Origin of the sequence: Actinomadura sp. (genome assembly GCF_044508335.1) — a bacterium.
Classification (GTDB): Bacteria; Actinomycetota; Actinomycetes; order Streptosporangiales; family Streptosporangiaceae; genus Spirillospora.
The window spans coordinates 5677-22096 of the sequence record NZ_JBIQHY010000028.1; the positions used below are offsets into that span (position 1 = coordinate 5677).

Here is a 16420-nt window from a genome sequence, read left to right on the forward strand (position 1 = left end):
CTACGCCGTCACCAACCCCGACAAGCTCGCCCGCATCACCGAAGAGGAGTGAGCGTCACGACGCCTGGACGGCGGCGGCCTCGACGGCGGGCCGCACGTGCACCTCGCTGCCCGCCTCGACCGCCAGCCTCCCGGCGGCCTCCCGGGTCAGCTGCGCCCAGGAGACGTCCTCCGCGTCCGCGCCGCGCACCCGGAACTCGACGCGGACCTCGAAGCCGAGCCGCACCACGCGGGTGACCACGGCGGGCGTCGTCCCGGGGCCGGGCTCCGCCGCGACCTCCACGTCGTGGGGCCGCAGCAGCCGGCCGCCGATCTCGGTGACCGGCCCGAGGAAGCGCATCACGAACGGGCTGACCGGGTTGTCGTAGATCTCGCCGGGCGTGCCGACCTGCTGGACGGCGCCGTCGGCCAGCACCACGATCGAGTCGGCGACCTCGATCGCCTCCTCCTGGTCGTGGGTGACGAACACGGTGGTGACGTGCACCTCGTCGTGCAGGCGGCGCAGCCAGGCGCGCAGCTCCTTGCGGACCTGCGCGTCGAGCGCGCCGAACGGCTCGTCCAGCAGCAGCACTTCGGGGTCGACGGCGAGCGCCCTGGCCAGGGCCATGCGCTGCCGCTGCCCGCCCGACAGCTGCGCGGGGTACCGCTCGGCGAACCGGTCGAGGTGGACGAGCTCCAGCAGTTCCCCGACCCGCCGCCGGATCTCCTCCTTGGACCGCTTGCGGATCTTCAGGCCGAAGGCGACGTTGTCGAACACCGTCAGGTGCTTGAACGCGGCGTAGTGCTGGAAGACGAACCCGACGCCGCGGCGCTGCGGCGGCGTCGAGGTCGCGTCCCGGCCGGAGATCAGCACCCGTCCCGAGTCGGGCGTCTCCAGGCCGGCGATGACGCGCAGCAGGGTCGACTTGCCGCCGCCGCTCGGGCCGAGCAGCGCGGTGAGCGAGCCGGACGCGATGTCCACCGAGACGTCGCGCAGCACCGGCGCCTCCCCGAACGACTTGTTCACATCGCGGATCTCGATCGCCATCAGGTGCCGTCCTTGGGTCGCAGTAGCCGGGTCGCCAGCAGGCTGGCGACCGCGATCGCCGCCAGCGCGAGCGCGGCGGAGTACGAGGCGTGCACGTCGAAGTTCTCGAAGCGCTCCTCGACGAACAGGGTGAGGGTCTGGGTCTCGTCGACGGTCCGGCCGGAGACGACGGCGACGGCGCCGTACTCGCCCAGCGCGCGGGCCAGGGAGAGGACGATGCCGTAGCCGAGGGCGGCGCGGATGCCGGGCAGGGTGATGCGGCGGAACGTCTGCCAGCCGCCGGCGCCGAGGGTCCGCGCGGCCTGCTCCTGCTCGTCCCCCAGCTCCTCCAGGACGGGCACGATAGCCCGCACCACCAGGGGGAGGCAGACGAACACCGTCGCCAGCACCATCCCCGGGGTGGAGAAGACGACCTGCACGCCGCGGCCCTCCAGCCAGCCGCCAACCGGCGCGAAGCTCCCGTACACGAGGACCAGCGCGAGCCCGACCACGACCGGCGACACCGACATCGGCAGGTCGATCAGCGCGCCGAGCAGCCGCCGGCCGGGGAACCGGTGCCGGACGAGCAGCAGCGCGGACAGGATCCCGAACAGCGTGTTGAGCACGACGGCCCAGCCCGCGACGATGACCGTGACCTTGAACGCGTGCAGCGCGGAGCGGGTGGTGAGGGCGTCCGCGAACGGGCCGATCCCGTCCTGGAACGTCCGCCAGCCGATGAGCCCCACCGGGATGATCAGCAGGAAGGCCAGGTAGGCCAGCGCCGCCAGGCGCAGCGCGTGCTTAGCCATGGCGGGCCCCCCAGCGGCGGACGAGGTCGATCGCCAGCAGGAACACCAGCGAGAGCACCAGCAGCGCGGTCGAGACGGCGGCCGCGGCGGCGGTGTTGTCGCTCTCGATCTGGCCGAAGATGTGCACGGCCGCGACCTGCGTCTTGAACGGGACGTTCCCGGAGATCAGCACCGTCGACCCGAACTCGGAGACGGCGCGGGTGAAGGCCAGCGCCGTCCCGGTCAGCATCGCCGGGACCAGGTTCGGCAGGATGATCCGCCGGAAGACCGTCCAATTGCCGGCGCCGAGCGAAGCGGCGGCCTGCTCCATCTCCCGGTCCAGCTCCAGCAGCACCGGCTGGACGGTCCGCACCACGAACGGCAGCGTCACGAACAGCAGCGCCACGACCACGCCGGCCCGGGTGTAGGCGAGCGAGACGCCGAGCGGGCTGTCGGTCCCGTACAGGGTCAGCAGGACGAGGCCCGCCACGATCGTCGGCAGCGCGAACGGCAGGTCGATCAGCAGGTCGACCAGGCTCTTGCCCGGGAAGCGGTCCCGGACGAGCACCCAGGCGATCAGCGTGCCCATGACCAGGTTGATCAGCGCCACCACCAGCGAGGCGAGGACGGTCAGCTTCAGCGCGGCCCACGCGTCCGGGGTGGTGATCGCGTCCCAGAACGCGGCGGGGCCCTGCGCGGTCCCCTTCCACAGGACCGCGCCGAGCGGGATCAGCACCACCGCGCTCAGGAAGATCGTCGCCGTCCCCACGCCGACCGCCGTGCCGCCCCACGCGGGCGGGGCGGGACGGCGGCGGGGCGCAGGGGCCGGGGCGTCCCTCGTCTTCTCGATCGTCGCCAAGGGGGCCTAGCCCTCCACCGAGACGCCGATGCTCTTCTCCACGTCGGCCATGACGCTGCCCGCCGGGTCGAAGAACTCCTTCTTGACCTTGGGCCAGCCGCCCAGGTCGGCGATGGTGAAGAGCCCGGACGGGGCAGGGAACCTCTCCGCGCCGGGGACGCCGTCCACCACCGGCCGGTACCCGTTCTCGACGAAGACCTCCTGCGCCTTCTTGCTGCGGAGGAACTTCAGGAACGCCTGGGCCTCCTTCTGGTTCCGGCTCTTCTTCGTCACCGCGACCGGGTTCTCGATCAGGATCGTCGAGTCGGGCACGGTGTAGTCGAGCGGCTGGTCGTTCTGCCGCGCGAAGATCGCCTCGTTCTCGTAGGCGACGAGGACGTCGCCCTTGCCGCCGGAGAAGGTCTGCAGCGCCTTGCGGGCGCTGGAGTCCTGCACGGGGACGTTCTTGAAGAGCGAGTGCAGGTAGGCGGTGCCGGCCGCCTTGTCGGCGCCCTTGCCCGACTTGGCGCCGTAGGCCGCCATGATGTTCCACATCGCCCCGCCGGAGGTGAACGGGTTCGGGGTGATGACCTGAACGCCCGGCTTGAGCAGGTCGTCCCAGGTCTTGACGTTCTTCGGGTTGCCCTTCCGGGTGGCGAGGACGACCACCGAGTCGGTGACCATGCCCTTCTCCGGCCCGGCGTTCCAGCCCGGGTCGACCAGGCCGGCGTCCACGAGCCGCGTCATGTCGGGCTCCAGGGAGAACGCGACGATGTCGGCCTTCAGGCCGTTCGCCACCGCCCGGCTCTGCTCGCCGGACGCGCCGAACGACTTGCTGAACGCGACGTTCTTCCCCTCCGGCGTCTTCTGGTACTCCTTGATGATCGCCTCGTACGCGGCCTGGGGCGTCGAGTAGGCCACCAGCGAGAGCCGGACCTTCCCGCCGCCGGAGCCCGACCCCCCGCAGGCCGCGGCCCCCAGGGCGACGGCGGCCAGCCCCAGCACCACCCCGGTCTTACGCACGCGCATGTTCTCTCCAGTTTTCCTACATGTTCGGTCGAAATAGAATGTTACAGACGGCCGCGGGGCGTCAAGGCCCCGGGGCCCCGTCACGAGCCGCCCGGGCCGTCCGTGCGCCACCGGGTGAACCTGCGCTCCAGCAGGACGAGGAGGTAGTTGAAAACCAGCCCGAGCGCGGAGATCGCGAGGATCCCCGCGTACATGTCGGTGATCGCGAAGTTCTGCTGCGCGGAGCCGATCAGGAAGCCGAGGCCCTCCTTGGCCCCGACCATCTCCGCCACGATCACGACCAGCACGGAGATCCCGCCGGCCAGCCGGATGCCGGTGAAGACCGACGGCACCGCGGCGGGCAGGACCACCTTCTGGAAGACGCGCACGGCGGGCAGCCCCAGCGACCGCGCGGACTTGACCAGCGTCGCGTCCACCGTGCGGACCGCGCTGATCGTGTTCAGCAGGATCGGCCACGCGCACGCGTACAGGACGATCGCGATCTTCGAGGTCTCGCCGATGCCGAGGACCAGGATGAAGACCGGCAGCAGCGCGATCGCGGCGGTGTTGCGGAACAGCTCCAGCAGCGGGTTCAGCAGCTCCGCGACCGGCCGGTACCAGCCGATCAGCAGGCCGAGCGGCACCGCGAGGGCGATCGCCAGCCCGAACCCCGACAGGGCGCGGACCAGGCTGGCCTCGGTGTCGCTCCACAGCCGGCCGCTCTTCGCCAGCTCCCACAGGGCCGGAAGGACCTCCGACACCGGCGGCAGGAAGACCGGGTCGACGAGCCGCGCGCGGGGGGCCAGCTCCCAGACGGCGAAGAGCACGGCGATCGCGATCGTCCGGCGGAACGCGGCGGCGGCGAGCGCGGCGGCGCGGCGGCGCCTCGCCGGCGGCGCCGCGGTCCCGGTGCCGCTCGCGGCGGTCCCGGCGGGCGCGGGCGCCTCCACGGTGCTAGCCACGGGCGACCGCCTCCTCCCGCGGCGCCGGGGCGGCCGGGCGCCGCGCCGCCCGCACCTCGTCCTTCAGCAGCGACCAGACCCGGTGCCGGTGGGCCGCGAACTCGGGGCTGGAGCGCAGGTCCTCCCGCTCGTCGCGGGGGCCGAGGTCGATGCCGACGACCTCCTTCACCCGGCCGGGCCGCGAGGTCAGCACGGCTACCCGCTGGCCGAGGTAGACGGCCTCGTCGATGCCGTGGGTGATGAACACCACGGTCTTGCCGGTCTTCGCCCAGATGCGCAGCAGCTCGTCCTGCAGGCCGTCCCGGGTCTGCGCGTCGAGCGCGGCGAACGGCTCGTCCATGAGCAGCACGCCGGGGTCGTAGGCGAGGCTGCGGGCGATCGCGACGCGCTGCTTCATGCCGCCGGACAGCTCGTGCGGGTACCGGTCCTCGAAACCGGACAGGCCGACCAGGTCCAGGTGGTGCCGGGCGACCTCGGTGCGCTCGCGGCGCCGCAGCCCCTTGGCCTCCAGCCCGAACTCGACGTTGCGCAGCGCCGTCCGCCACGGGAGCAGCGCGTACTGCTGGAAGACGACGGCCCGGTCGAGGGCCGGCCCGGTCACCTCCGCGCCGTCGACCGCGACGCGGCCGGCGGTGGGCCGGGCCAGCCCGCCGATCAGGTCGAGCAGGGTCGACTTGCCGCAGCCGGACGGCCCCACCACGACGAGGAACTCGCCCTCGGCGACGTCCAGATCGACGCCGCCGAGCGCGGTGAAGGCGCCGCCGCCCCGGACCGGGAACGTCTTGGCGACACCCGTGAGACTGATCTTCGCGGTCTCGCCGGTGGGCGCCGTCATCGCGGGCCGCCTCCGTTCGCGCACGGGTTGAACTCGTTCGTGTACAGGTCCCGGGGCCGGACCTTGACCTCCCGGATCTGGCCGGCGTCCTTCAGCCATCCGCTCCAGGTCGCGAACTCCCGGTCGGTCATCAGACCGCCCCGGCCGGCGACGCCCCACGACTTCCAGTACTTCAGCGCGTCTGGGCTCTCGTTCCGGCCGCGCGCCGCGAGGATCTTCATCTGCCGGGCGACGACCTCTTCGCGCGGCGCGGTCCGCGACCACTCGATGGCCTTGGCGACGCCGGCGGTGAAGGCCCGCACGGTGTCCGGGTTCCGCTCGATGAAGTCGTCGCGGAAGACGTAGGAGCCGGCGGTGAAGGCGCCGAGGAAGTCGTAGTCGCGGAACACGCGGCGGACCCCGCCGGCGGCGATCGCCTTGTCCTGGAAGATCCCGGTGAGCGCGGCGACGTCGATCTGCCCCTGCCGCAGCGACTGCTCCAGGGAGACCGGCGGGACGGCGAGGGCCTCGACCTTCGCGACGTCGCCGGCGCTGAGCCCGTTGCGCCGCAGGTAGAGGTCCAGGACGGCCTGCGAGTGGCCGCCGAGCGTGTTCATGCCGATCTTCTTGCCGACGAGGTCCCGCGGCCCCCTGATCGGGCTGCCCTCCAGGACGAAGAAGCCGGTGTAGTTCTTCGCGTCGGTGCCGTAGTAGCCGATGACGGACGTCAGCGGCGCGCCCGACTCCTGCAGCTTGACCGAGGCGCCGTTGAAGGCCCCGCCGAACGCGACCTGGCCGGTGGCGGCGCTCTGCACGTCCTGCGGGCCGCTGGCGGTGTTGCCCACCCACTCCAGCCGGACGCCGCCGAGGTAGCCGAGGTCCTCGGCGAGCTCCGGCAGCGTCACCTGGCCCGTCCAGCCCTGGTAGCGCAGCGTGCCGGTCCGCTCGGCCCCGCCGCCCGCCGCGCGGCCGCAGGCCGCGGCCAGCGGCACCGCCGCGGCCGAGACCGCGGCCGCGGCCAGGAACCGCCGTCTCGTCGGTGCGCCGGCGTCCGGCGCGCCGGCGGTTCGTCCGGTCGTTCGTCTGGTCATGCCCTTCGCGCTCAACACGATCTCCCTGGGTCGGTGGTCTGGATGCCGGGTCGGGTCACGGGCGACAGAGGGCGCTGGCCTGGCGCCGGAGGTCGACGTGCAGGCGCGCGGCGAGCGGCTGGGAGGAGGACACGCGGTGGACTATGCCGCGCTTTTCCTACTAAGTCAATCGGAATAGTTGCCTTTTGGTCGCATGCGTGGTTCGCTACGACTCGGCGCGGCTCCTCCGCGCCCGCTGAGAACCCCCGTCCCTCCCCCGAGAGAGGCAGACCCATGCCCGAGTTCGACATCCGCAAGATCGGCGGCCGCATCGGCGCCGAGGTCGTCGGCGTCGACGTGCGCAACCTGAGCGGCGCCGTCTTCCGCGAGATCCAGGACGCGCTGCTGGATCACAAGGTCCTCGGCTTCCGCGGCCAGGACCTCACCGACGACGACCAGATCGCCTTCGCCGCCCGGTTCGGCGAGCTGACCGGCGCGCACCCCACCGTCCCGGCGGCCGACGGCCACCGGGAGATCCTGCCGGTCGACGGCGAGTCCGGGCGCGCGAACCACTGGCACACCGACGTCACCTTCGTGCGGACGCCGCCGAAGATCAGCACCCTGCGCAGCCTCGTCATCCCGCCCTACGGCGGGAACACGCTGGTCGCCAACACCGGCGCCGCCTACCGGGACCTCCCCGCCGAGCTGCGCGCGCTGGCCGACCGGCTCTTCGCCGTGCACACCAACGACTACGATTACGTGCAGCCGCCGGCCAGCGGCGCCGACCCGGCGAAGGCGGCCGAGCACCGCAAGGCGTTCGTGTCGCGGACGTGGAAGACCGCGCACCCGGTCGTCCGCGTGCACCCCGAATCGGGCGAGCACAACCTGTTCATCGGCGGGTTCGCGCAGAGCATCGTGGGGCTGCCGCCGCGGGAGGGCCGCACCCTCCTGGACCTCTTCCAGCGGTACGTGACCCGGCCGGAGAACATCCTGCGCTGGACGTGGGCCCCGGGCGACCTCATCGTGTTCGACAACCGGATCACCCAGCACTACGCGTCCGACGACTACGGCGACCTGCCGCGGCTCCTGCACCGCGTCACCGTCGCCGGCGACGTCCCGGTGGGCGTGGACGGGCGGGAGAGCTACCTCGTCGAGGGCGACGACGCCTCGCACTACACCCCGTCCGCGGCCTGAGCCCGGACCGCCGCAGGCCAGGGCCCGGGGACGGGGTGACCCCGGGCCCTCCCCGGGTCAGCGCTCGGGCAGCGCGCACATGGCGTCCAGGCCCAGGACGTGGTTGAGGCGGCCGAACGCGAGCCAGGAGCCGATGCACATGCTCAGCTCGACGATCTCGCGCTGGGTGTAGTGCGCGGTCATGCGGTCCCAGAACTCGTCGTCCAGGCCGTGGTGGTCGAGGGCGTAGCGCTCGGCGTACTCGGCGGCGAGGCGGGTCCGGTCGTCGAACCGGTCGGTGGTGCGCCATTCGGCGACCGCGCCGGCGAACTCCTCCTCGACCTTCTCGCCGTCGCGGTCCGTCCGCCAGTCCAGGCAGAACAGGCACCCGTTGATCTGGGCGATGCGGAGGCGCGCGGCCTCGAACTCGCGGAGGCCGAGGGTGGTGTGCGCGTAGACGGCGAGCGACAGGTTGGACGCGGCCGGGCCGATGCCGGGGACCATCTCGCCCCACGCGTACTGGATCGGGTCCTTGCCGTCGGGGATGTCGAGGTTCACCGGGCCCTCCTCCCGAGCCTGCCCACGGCGGGGCGCAGCGGGACGTCGAGCGCGTCGTAGAGGCCGGGTTCGGCGTCCACGAGCCAGTCGATGGCGCCGACCAGGCGCCCGACCGCGGTCGCGTTGCCGCCCGCCGCGCGGTTGCCGTGCTCGTCGGTGGCCTCGACCGTGACCTCGATGCGCGGGTCGCCCTCGATGATGACGCGGTGGGCGCCGTCGCCGTCCGGCGGCATGGGCCAGTCGGGCGCGCAGGACGGGTGGATGCGCGTGACGTGCTCGACCACGATGCGCGGCTCGCCCTCGACGATGCCCTGCACCTCGAACCGCACGGCGCCCTGGGTGCCCTTCTCGAATTCGCCCATGGACGCGGTGGTGACGGTGTCGTCCAGCGGGCGGCGCGCCACGGTCTCGCGGACCTCGTCCAGCTCGACGCCGAGCGCCCGCGCCATCAGCCGGACCTGCCCGCCCCACACCATGGCCGGGACGGTCGCCGCGAGCATCGGCGGCTCGTAGTCCATGGGCTGGCCCATGCCGACCAGGTAGCGGACGGCGTCGGGCTGGTCGTAGGCGGAGTAGTCGAAGATCTCCTGGCAGCGGACGGCGTCGACGACACTGCCCAGCCCGCTGATCATCAGCGGCAGGACGTCGTTGCCCCAGCCCGGGTCGACGCCGGAGACGAACAGCGAGCCGCCGCCCTCGGCGATCGCGTCCAGCACCGCCTCCCGCATCTCCGGCGGGGCGTTGCGCGGGTCGTAGAGCGCGTAGAGCGCGGGTGTGACGACCACGGCTCCGGCGCGGACGGCCGCCAGGATGTCGGCGAGCGCCTCGTCGGGGCGGACGTCGCCGGACGCCGCGTACACCACGGCCCGCGGGCCGGCGGCGAGGGCGGCGCCGATGTCGGTGGTCGCCGCGACGCCGAGGTCGCGGCCGAGGCCGGCGAGATCGCCCGCATCCCGTCCGGCCTTGCCCTCGTCGTGGACGATCACGCCGGTCAGTTCCAGGCCCGGATGGGCGTCGACGGCACGGAGGGCGAGCCGGCCCACGTTGCCCGTGCCCCAGACGATCGCGGAGATCATGCGCGGAATGTAACAAAGCCCGCCGCGCTTGCCAAGCAAGCACTTGGTTAACAGCCCGTGACCTGGCAACACGCATGCGTGACCGACCGAAAGTTACTTTTGCGTAGATAGTGACTTCGCTCACTCGCCGATATAGAACCTGTTCCAATCTCAGCGAGAGTGAGGGAGGTCACATGACCGACTCCGCCATGCCCATGGGGAGACCCGGCGACCTGTCACGCCGCGGCTTCCTAGTTGGAACCGGTTCCATTCTGGGTCTGGGCCTGCTCGGCGGCACCGCCGCGTCCACCGCCTCGGCCGCCGGGCCGATCGGCGACGGCGCGCACGTCCCCGTCCTGATCATCGGCACCGGGTACGGCGGCTCCGTGGCCGCTCTGCGGCTCGCCCAGGCCGGCGTCGACGTCCACATGGTCGAGATGGGCCAGGCATGGGACACCCCCGGCTCGGACGGCAAGATCTTCGCCAACACCCGCACCCCCGACTACCGGTCCTACTGGCTGCGGACCAGGACCAAGCAGCCGATCAGCAACTTCCTCGGCTTCCCGCTCGACAAGGACGTCCCCCGCTACACCGGGATCCTGGACGCCGAGGACTTCGCCGGCATCACCGTCTACCAGGGACGCGGCGTCGGCGGCGGGTCGCTCGTCAACGGCGGCATGGCGGTCACCCCGAAGCGGTCGCGGTTCAGCGCCATCCTGCCGACGGTGGACGCCGACGAGATGTACGGCGTGTACTACCCGCGCGCCAACGCCGGCCTCGGCGTCAACGAGATCGACCGGGCGTGGTTCGACTCGACCGACTGCTACCAGTACGCGCGGGTCGGGCGGAAGCAGGCCCAGCGCTCCGGATTCGAGTGGGTGTACGTCCCGAACGTGTACGACTTCGACTACATGGAGCAGGAGGCGGCGAACGCGGTGCCGAGGTCGGCGCTCGCGGCCGAGATCCTCTACGGCAACAACTACGGCAAGAAGTCGCTGCAGAAGACCTACCTGGCGCAGGCCAAGGCCACCGGCAGGGTCTCCATCTCACCCCTGCACAGGGTGACGTCGGTGTCGCCCGCGTCCGGCGGCGGCTACACGGTCGCGATGGAGACGCTCGACACCTCCGGCGACGTGACCGGGACCAAGGCCGTGCGGGCCGACCGGGTGTTCTTCGCGGCGGGCAGCGTCGGCACCAGCAAGCTGCTGGTCAAGCTGAAGGCGACCGGCGCGCTGCCGAACCTGAACGGCGAGGTCGGCAAGGGCTGGGGCGACAACGGCAACGTGATGTGCGGCCGCGCCAACCACATCTGGGACCCGACGGGCAGCCTCCAGTCCGCGATCCCGACCGGCGGCATCGACAACTGGGACGCCGGCGGAGCGTTCGCCGAGGTCGCGCCGCTGCCCACCGGGATCGAGACCTGGGCCTCGTTCTACCTGTCGATCACCAACACCCCGCACCGGGCCGAGTTCTCCTGGAACGCGGCAACGGGGCAGGTCGACCTGAACTGGCAGCGGTCCTGGAAGCAGGCCGGCATCGACATGGCCAAGTCGATCTTCGACAAGATCAACAAGAAGGAGGGCACGATCTACCGGACCGACCTCTTCGGCGTCTACAAGATCTGGGGCGACCACCTCACCTACCACCCGCTCGGCGGCGCCGTCCTCGACCGGGCCACCGACAACTACGGCCGGCTGCGCGGCTACTCCGGCCTGTACGCCATCGACGGCTCGCTGATCCCCGGCAACACCAGCGTCAACCCGTTCGTCACCATCACCGCGCTCGCCGAGCGCAACATCGAGAAGATCATCGCCACCGACCTGTAGCGGCTCCGGCCCGCAGGGGCGCGCCGACGGGATCCGGCCACGGGCGCGTGTGGCCGGACTTACTCCGGGTCACCTCCGGGTGTCACCTCCGGGGGGTCGTCTCCGCGCCGTCTCCGCGCCGTCTCCGCGCCGTCTCCGCGCCGTCTCCGCGTCCGTCTTCTCCGCGTCATTTCCCGGGGCAGGGCTCGAAGAGGCGCCGCGTCCCCGTCCCGGCCGCGTAGGCGGCGGGATCGCTGAACCGGCACCCGTAGTCGGCGCCCGCCACGATCCGCGGGTTCGTCGTCACGTCACCGGCCGGGCGCCTGCCCGTGTCGATCCAGCGCACGAGGTCGTCCCAGGCCGTCCCCGCCTCGGCCGCGGAGAACTCGCAGTGCTGCGTCGTCCGGATGGCCCGCTGGACGAGCAGCCGCGACCGGTGCTGCCGCGCCACCTCGGAGGCGTAGATCTGCTCCATCGAGAACGGGACGAACATGTCCCCCAGCCCGTGCAGGCTGAGCACCGGCACGTGCGGGCGCCCGTTGATGCGCGGCACCTGCGACAGCCGGTTCGACAGCCGCGCCGGCAGGTTCGCGACCCGCACCCGCTGCACGGTCCTGTTGACGTCCACCGGCTTGTCGGGCCGGTACCGGGTGAACAGGTTCGTCGACAGCTGACCCGGATCCTCCGCGAGCGTCGCGCCGGGGACGGGCGGCGTGGCCAGCGTGAACGGGAAGTCCTTCCAGAACGCGAACGACTGCACCGCCCCGGGGCGCGCCCCGCCCGTCCGGTTGATGACGATCGACCGGAACTGCTTCCCGCGCGCGTTCACGGTGTCCGGCCCGCCGGGGCGCAGCGCGGTCAGCCCGAGCGCCGCCTCGATCTTCGGGACGGTCACGGTGGCGTACTGGTCCGTCACCGGGTACTCCCGGACGCCGGCCAGGTCCTGCGCCACCACGTTGTAGTCGAGGAAGAAGTCGAACAGCTCGTCGTCGCCGAGCACCCCGCACATCGGCAGCGCGCCGTCGTAGTAGCCGGGGAACTGCTCCAGCGAGCGCCCGATGATGTGCCCGCCCATCGACACGCCGACGATGACGCGCTGCTTGGGCCGCCCCACCTTGCGGGCGAACAGTTCGGCGAGGTCGCGCGTGCTCAGCACCCCGGCGCGGACGTCGTACCCGTTGTCGTAGTACGACGACGCCGCCCACGCGTACCCCTGGTCGAGCAGCCGCTGCCGGAGCCCGAACGGCGGCGGCCCGACCGTCAGCACGGTCCCCTGGCCGGCGTAGCCGTGCGCGTAGAGCGCGAGCTTCCCGTTCCAGTGCGGCGGCACCTCGATGTCGTACGCCGCGTGCCGGTGGACGCCCTGCAGGACGCGCGACGGCGCCCCGTGCACCTGGACGGGCGCGAGCGGCGGGTTGTCGATCGTGTAACCGGGTAGCGGCTGGTCGTCGGGGGTGCCCTTGGCCGCGGCCGGACCCGCTGGGACCAGCGCGGCGAGAACGGTCGCGGCAAGGGCGGTGAGGGCTCGGATGCGCATGGTGCCCCTCTGGCAGACGCCTGCATTAAATACCTTCGCATTACATACCGTCCAGTCGGTTTGTGTAATAGGGAGGCCGGATCCGGTCTCGTCCGGAGGCGGCGCCCGGTTGCGTCCGGCGACCCCGGGTAGGTGCGGGTCCGGACGGATCGGTCGGGGGAGATCGTGGATTCGGATGAGCATTCTCGGTATGACCGTCGCGGTGGCGGCCGCGGGCTTCATCGGGCTCGGCTTCGTCGCGCAGCAGCACGCCGCGTTCCGGGAACCGCTGGAGGAGATCCTGCATCCGCGGCTGCTGCTGGACCTGCTGCGCAGCCGGCTCTGGCTGACCGGGATCGCCTCGATGATCACCGGTCAGATCATCTTCGCGTTCGCGCTGAACACCGCCGACGTCGCCGAGGTCACCCCGGTGCTCACGGTCAACCTCATCTTCGCGCTGTTCGCCGCGCACGTGATCTACCGGGAGCGGCTCGGCCGCAACGAGTGGCTGGGGTCGCTGCTGCTGACCTGCGGCGTCGCGCTGTTCCTCGCGATCGGGGTGCCGCACGGCGGCGCCCTGCCCGGCGCGCACTCGCCGCGCTGGCTCGCGGGCGGGGCCGTGATCGCCCTGGTCGCCCTGTGCGCGTTCGGCGGCCTGCACCGGGACCTGCGCGTCCGCGCGATGCTGCTGGCGTGCGGCGCCGGGCTGCTGTACGGGCTCCAGGACACCCTGACCCGCAGCGTGCTGCTGCTCTCCGACGACGGCTTCACCCGCGCCCTGGTGACCTGGCAGCCGTACGGCCTGGTGGCCATCGGGGCGCTCGGGCTGCTGTTCGCGCAGAGCGCGTTCGACGCGGCGCCGCTGCGGATCTCGCTGCCCGCCACCACCGCGGCCGAGCCGCTCACCGGCATCGCGCTCAGCATCGTGATCTTCGGGGAGCGGGTGCGGCTGGAGGTGTCCGACCTCGCCCTGGAGGCGCTCGGGCTCGCCGCGATGGTCGCGGGCATCGTCGTCCTCGGCCGGTCCCCGTACCTCGGCAAACCCGGCGAACGCGCGGCCGTGCCGCCTGACGGGGTGGAGTGCCGGTGATCCCGATCGTCCTCGCGCTGCTCGCCGGCGCCGCGAACGCCCTGGCGTCGGTGCTGCAGCGGCGGGCGGCCAAGGCGGCGCCCGAGTCGGACGCCTTCAAGCCCGCGCTCATCCTGGACCTGCTGCGCAGCCCGATGTGGATCGGCGGCATCGGCGCGCTCATCGCCGCGTTCGTGCTGCAGGCGACGGCGCTGTCCATCGCGGGGCTGTCGCTCGTCCAGCCGCTGCTGGCGGTCGAGCTGCCCTTCACCATGATCCTCATCGCGTGGCTGCCGCCGCGCGGGCTGGCCCGGGTGCCGTGGACCGCCGTCGTCCTGCTCAGCGCCGGGCTGGCCGCCCTGCTGTTCGCGCTGTCGCCCGACGAGAGCTACCACCGGCCGACCACCGCCGCATGGGCGATCGCGACAGCCGCCACGGTCGGCTGCGTCGCCGGGCTCAGCGCGCTGGCGTGGATGATCCGCGGGCCGGTCCGCGCCGTCCTGCTGGGCGTCACCACGTCGATCGGGTTCGCGCTGACGGCCGCGTACATGAACACCGCCACGCGCGACTTCGAGCGCGGCATCGGCGCCGTCCTGGCGTCCTGGCAGCTCTACGCCATGGCGCTGGCCGGTCTCGCCAGCCTGTTCCTGCTGCAGAACGCGCTGCAGAGCGGCAGCCTCGTCGCCGTGCAGCCCGCGCTGACCATCTCCGACCCCGTCGCCAGCATCATCCTCGGCGTCTACCTGTTCGGCGAGGACGTCCGCGGCGGGCCGTGGACGGTCGTGGAGGCCGCGGGCCTGGCGCTGATACTCCTCGGCAGCATCGGCATCGCCCGGTCCCCGCTGCTGCACGAGGAGCACGACGTCAGCCGAGCGCCGACCGGATGACCCGCTCGGCGGGGACGGCGTCGAACAGCGCGCCCGCCCTGCGGGCCCCCGCCTCCCGCACCGCCTCGTCCTTCAGCCGGTCGAGGGCCTCCACCAGCTCGCCCGGCGTCCTGGCGTAGCTGCTCAGGCCGGCGCGGGCCATCTCCGCGGCGCCGTCCCGGCCGTGCCCGGGGATCGGCCGGTAGGAGATCACCGGCAGCCCGCACGCGAACGCCTCCCGGCAGGTCAGCCCCGCCGCGTTGTCGATCAGCGCGTAGGCGCCCGCCATCAGCTCGGCCATGTCGTCCCGCCAGCCCAGCGCCGGCCCGTAGACGCGCTCGCGGAGCCGCTCGTTCCGGCCGCACAGCACCACCGGCACGTACCGGCCGGACGCCGCGACGCCCTGCGCGGTCTCCACGACCCGGCCGACGCCCCAGGAGCCCGCCGAGATCAGCACGACCTTGTCGTCCGGCCGCGCGCCCGCCGCCTCGCGGAGCCGGTCGCCCGCGGCGCGCTTCCGGCGGAACTCGGGGCGCACCACGGGCGCGTGCCCGCCCGCCGGGCGCCCCGTCCGCTCCATGACCGTCCGCGCCGACCGCTCGTCCGGGCACAGGTAGCGGTCGTTGCCCGCGTGCAGCCACATCCGGTGGACGGCGAAGTCGGTCACCAGCACCAGCGACGGCACGGTGAGCCGCCCCGAGTCCCGGAGCCGCCCGGCCGCCTGCGCGGCCACGTGGAACGTCGACACGACCGCGTCAGGCGGCAGCTCCCGGATGCGGGCGTCCAGCCGCCGCGCGATCAGCGCCGTCAGCGGCGACGCCGGCAGCGGGCGGTGCGGCACGAAGAACGCCCGGTAGATCCCCTCGTACAGCCACGGCGCGGACCGGACCATCCCCGAGTACATGCGCCGCAGCCCGCGCCCCAGCTTCAGCGGAACCAGGTCGAGAACGTCCAAAACGGACGTCTCCACTTTCTGGATCTCCATCCTGCGGGCCAGCTCCGCGGCGACCGCGTCATGCCCGGCCCCCATGCCCGCCGTCAGAATTAAGAGTCGTTTGCCCATTGATTGAGCTCCCCCCGGTGAAACTGTCTTCATGTCCCGCCGCGTGCCCGCCGCCCTGACCGCCGCCGTCCTGGCGCATGCGCTGCCCGCGGCGACGTGGCTCGCCCCGGTCCGCCGCCTGACCCCCCGCCTCGCCGGCCGCGGCGGCCCCCGCCACGTGGCGCTCACCCTCGACGACGGCCCCGACCCCCGCTCCACGCCCCTCTTCCTGGACGAACTGGCCCGCCTCGGCTGCCACGCGACGTTCTTCATCCTCGGCGCGATGCTCAGCCGTGCCCCTTCGCTCGGCCGCCGCATCGTCGCCGGAGGCCACGAGATCGCCGTGCACGGCTGGCACCACGACAACACCCTCACGACCCGCCCCGGCCGGGCCGCCGCGGAGATCCGGGACACCGTGCACCTCATCGAGGACGTGTGCGGCGTGCGCCCGTCCTGGTACCGGCCCCCGTACGGCGCCCTGAGCACCGAGGCGCTGCTGGCGGCCCGGCGCAACGGCCTGCATCCCGTCCTGTGGACAGCCTGGGGCAGGGACTGGACGGCGGCGTCCACCCCGGAATCCGTCCTGCGGACCCTCGCGCCGGACCTGGAAGGCGGCGCGACGCTCCTCCTGCACGACAGCGACGTCACCGCGGCACCCGGCGCCTGGAAGTCGGCCCTCGGCGCCCTCCCCGAGGTCGTGACCCGCTGCCGTGCCGCCGCGCTGACCATCGGCCCCCTGCGCGACCACGGTGTGCACCCGTAACGACCGCTGTCACACGGCACTACTCCCCCGCCAGACGCCCTCTATGTGGAGCCACCAGCCGTTTCTGGACAGGCCCGACGTAGATCC

General features: G+C 72.5%; 17 protein-coding genes. 5 read left to right on the forward strand and 12 right to left on the reverse strand.

Annotation, left to right across the window (positions count from 1 at the left end; genetic code table 11):
• Positions 1–55: 55 nt before the first annotated feature.
• From ACIWVC_RS12975 to ACIWVC_RS13010, 8 genes are all read right to left on the reverse strand, one after another.
• On the reverse strand, positions 56–1027 hold the full coding sequence (locus tag ACIWVC_RS12975) for a sulfate/molybdate ABC transporter ATP-binding protein (protein ID WP_396447514.1): 972 nt from the start codon (positions 1025–1027) through the stop codon (positions 56–58).
• Positions 1027–1815 (reverse strand): sulfate ABC transporter permease subunit, encoded by a 789-nt coding sequence (locus ACIWVC_RS12980; RefSeq protein WP_396447513.1) that lies wholly within the window; start codon positions 1813–1815, stop codon positions 1027–1029. The genes ACIWVC_RS12975 and ACIWVC_RS12980 overlap by 1 nt, the downstream gene beginning before the upstream one ends.
• On the reverse strand, positions 1808–2653 hold the full coding sequence (gene cysT / locus ACIWVC_RS12985; protein ID WP_396447512.1) for a sulfate ABC transporter permease subunit CysT: 846 nt from the start codon (positions 2651–2653) through the stop codon (positions 1808–1810). The genes ACIWVC_RS12980 and cysT overlap by 8 nt, the downstream gene beginning before the upstream one ends.
• 6 nt (positions 2654–2659) lie before the next feature.
• Positions 2660–3661: a sulfate ABC transporter substrate-binding protein gene (locus ACIWVC_RS12990; protein ID WP_396447511.1), complete on the reverse strand. Its 1002-nt coding sequence runs from the start codon at positions 3659–3661 to the stop codon at positions 2660–2662.
• An 80-nt stretch (positions 3662–3741) separates the two neighbouring features.
• Positions 3742–4602 carry an ABC transporter permease gene (locus ACIWVC_RS12995; protein ID WP_396447510.1) on the reverse strand — a complete coding sequence of 287 codons (861 nt, stop codon included), beginning with the start codon at positions 4600–4602 and terminating at the stop codon, positions 3742–3744.
• Positions 4595–5437 carry an ABC transporter ATP-binding protein gene (locus tag ACIWVC_RS13000; RefSeq protein ID WP_396447509.1) on the reverse strand — a complete coding sequence of 281 codons (843 nt, stop codon included), beginning with the start codon at positions 5435–5437 and terminating at the stop codon, positions 4595–4597. The genes ACIWVC_RS12995 and ACIWVC_RS13000 overlap by 8 nt, the downstream gene beginning before the upstream one ends.
• Positions 5434–6522: an ABC transporter substrate-binding protein gene (locus ACIWVC_RS13005; protein WP_396454168.1), complete on the reverse strand. Its 1089-nt coding sequence runs from the start codon at positions 6520–6522 to the stop codon at positions 5434–5436. The genes ACIWVC_RS13000 and ACIWVC_RS13005 overlap by 4 nt, the downstream gene beginning before the upstream one ends.
• A gap of 40 nt (positions 6523–6562) precedes the next feature.
• Positions 6563–6640, reverse strand: a complete 78-nt coding sequence (locus ACIWVC_RS13010; RefSeq protein WP_396447522.1) for a putative leader peptide — start codon at positions 6638–6640, stop codon at positions 6563–6565.
• A 140-nt stretch (positions 6641–6780) separates the two neighbouring features.
• Here ACIWVC_RS13010 and ACIWVC_RS13015 point away from each other — a divergent pair, with 140 nt between their 5' ends.
• On the forward strand, positions 6781–7680 hold the full coding sequence (locus ACIWVC_RS13015) for a TauD/TfdA dioxygenase family protein (protein ID WP_396447507.1): 900 nt from the start codon (positions 6781–6783) through the stop codon (positions 7678–7680).
• Between the two features lie 57 nt (positions 7681–7737).
• Here ACIWVC_RS13015 and ACIWVC_RS13020 read toward each other — a convergent pair whose 3' ends face one another.
• Together ACIWVC_RS13020 and ACIWVC_RS13025 are read right to left on the reverse strand one after the other, a co-directional pair.
• Positions 7738–8217: a carboxymuconolactone decarboxylase family protein gene (locus ACIWVC_RS13020; RefSeq protein ID WP_396447506.1), complete on the reverse strand. Its 480-nt coding sequence runs from the start codon at positions 8215–8217 to the stop codon at positions 7738–7740.
• Positions 8214–9293 carry a dihydrodipicolinate reductase gene (locus ACIWVC_RS13025; RefSeq protein WP_396447505.1) on the reverse strand — a complete coding sequence of 360 codons (1080 nt, stop codon included), beginning with the start codon at positions 9291–9293 and terminating at the stop codon, positions 8214–8216. Before ACIWVC_RS13025 ends, ACIWVC_RS13020 begins: the two co-directional genes overlap by 4 nt.
• A 173-nt stretch (positions 9294–9466) precedes the next feature.
• Here ACIWVC_RS13025 and ACIWVC_RS13030 point away from each other — a divergent pair, with 173 nt between their 5' ends.
• Positions 9467–11098 (forward strand): GMC oxidoreductase, encoded by a 1632-nt coding sequence (locus ACIWVC_RS13030; protein ID WP_396447504.1) that lies wholly within the window; start codon positions 9467–9469, stop codon positions 11096–11098.
• A gap of 166 nt (positions 11099–11264) precedes the next feature.
• Here ACIWVC_RS13030 and ACIWVC_RS13035 read toward each other — a convergent pair whose 3' ends face one another.
• A complete protein-coding gene (locus ACIWVC_RS13035) occupies positions 11265–12614 on the reverse strand; it encodes a hypothetical protein (protein ID WP_396447502.1) in 1350 nt (449 codons plus the stop codon).
• 175 nt (positions 12615–12789) lie between these two features.
• Here ACIWVC_RS13035 and ACIWVC_RS13040 point away from each other — a divergent pair, with 175 nt between their 5' ends.
• Complete coding sequence (locus ACIWVC_RS13040; protein WP_396447501.1) at positions 12790–13683, forward strand: DMT family transporter; 894 nt, start codon at positions 12790–12792, stop codon at positions 13681–13683.
• Positions 13680–14549 carry a DMT family transporter gene (locus ACIWVC_RS13045; protein WP_396454169.1) on the forward strand — a complete coding sequence of 290 codons (870 nt, stop codon included), beginning with the start codon at positions 13680–13682 and terminating at the stop codon, positions 14547–14549. The genes ACIWVC_RS13040 and ACIWVC_RS13045 overlap by 4 nt, the downstream gene beginning before the upstream one ends.
• On the opposite strand, the gene ACIWVC_RS13050 is transcribed toward ACIWVC_RS13045, so the two are convergent.
• Complete coding sequence (locus ACIWVC_RS13050) at positions 14527–15591, reverse strand: hypothetical protein (RefSeq protein ID WP_396454170.1); 1065 nt, start codon at positions 15589–15591, stop codon at positions 14527–14529. The two genes, ACIWVC_RS13045 and ACIWVC_RS13050, sit on opposite strands and share 23 nt — an antisense overlap.
• A gap of 31 nt (positions 15592–15622) precedes the next feature.
• On the opposite strand from ACIWVC_RS13050, the gene ACIWVC_RS13055 reads away from it, so the two are divergent.
• Complete coding sequence (locus ACIWVC_RS13055; protein ID WP_396447498.1) at positions 15623–16333, forward strand: polysaccharide deacetylase family protein; 711 nt, start codon at positions 15623–15625, stop codon at positions 16331–16333.
• Positions 16334–16420: the final 87 nt, after the last annotated feature.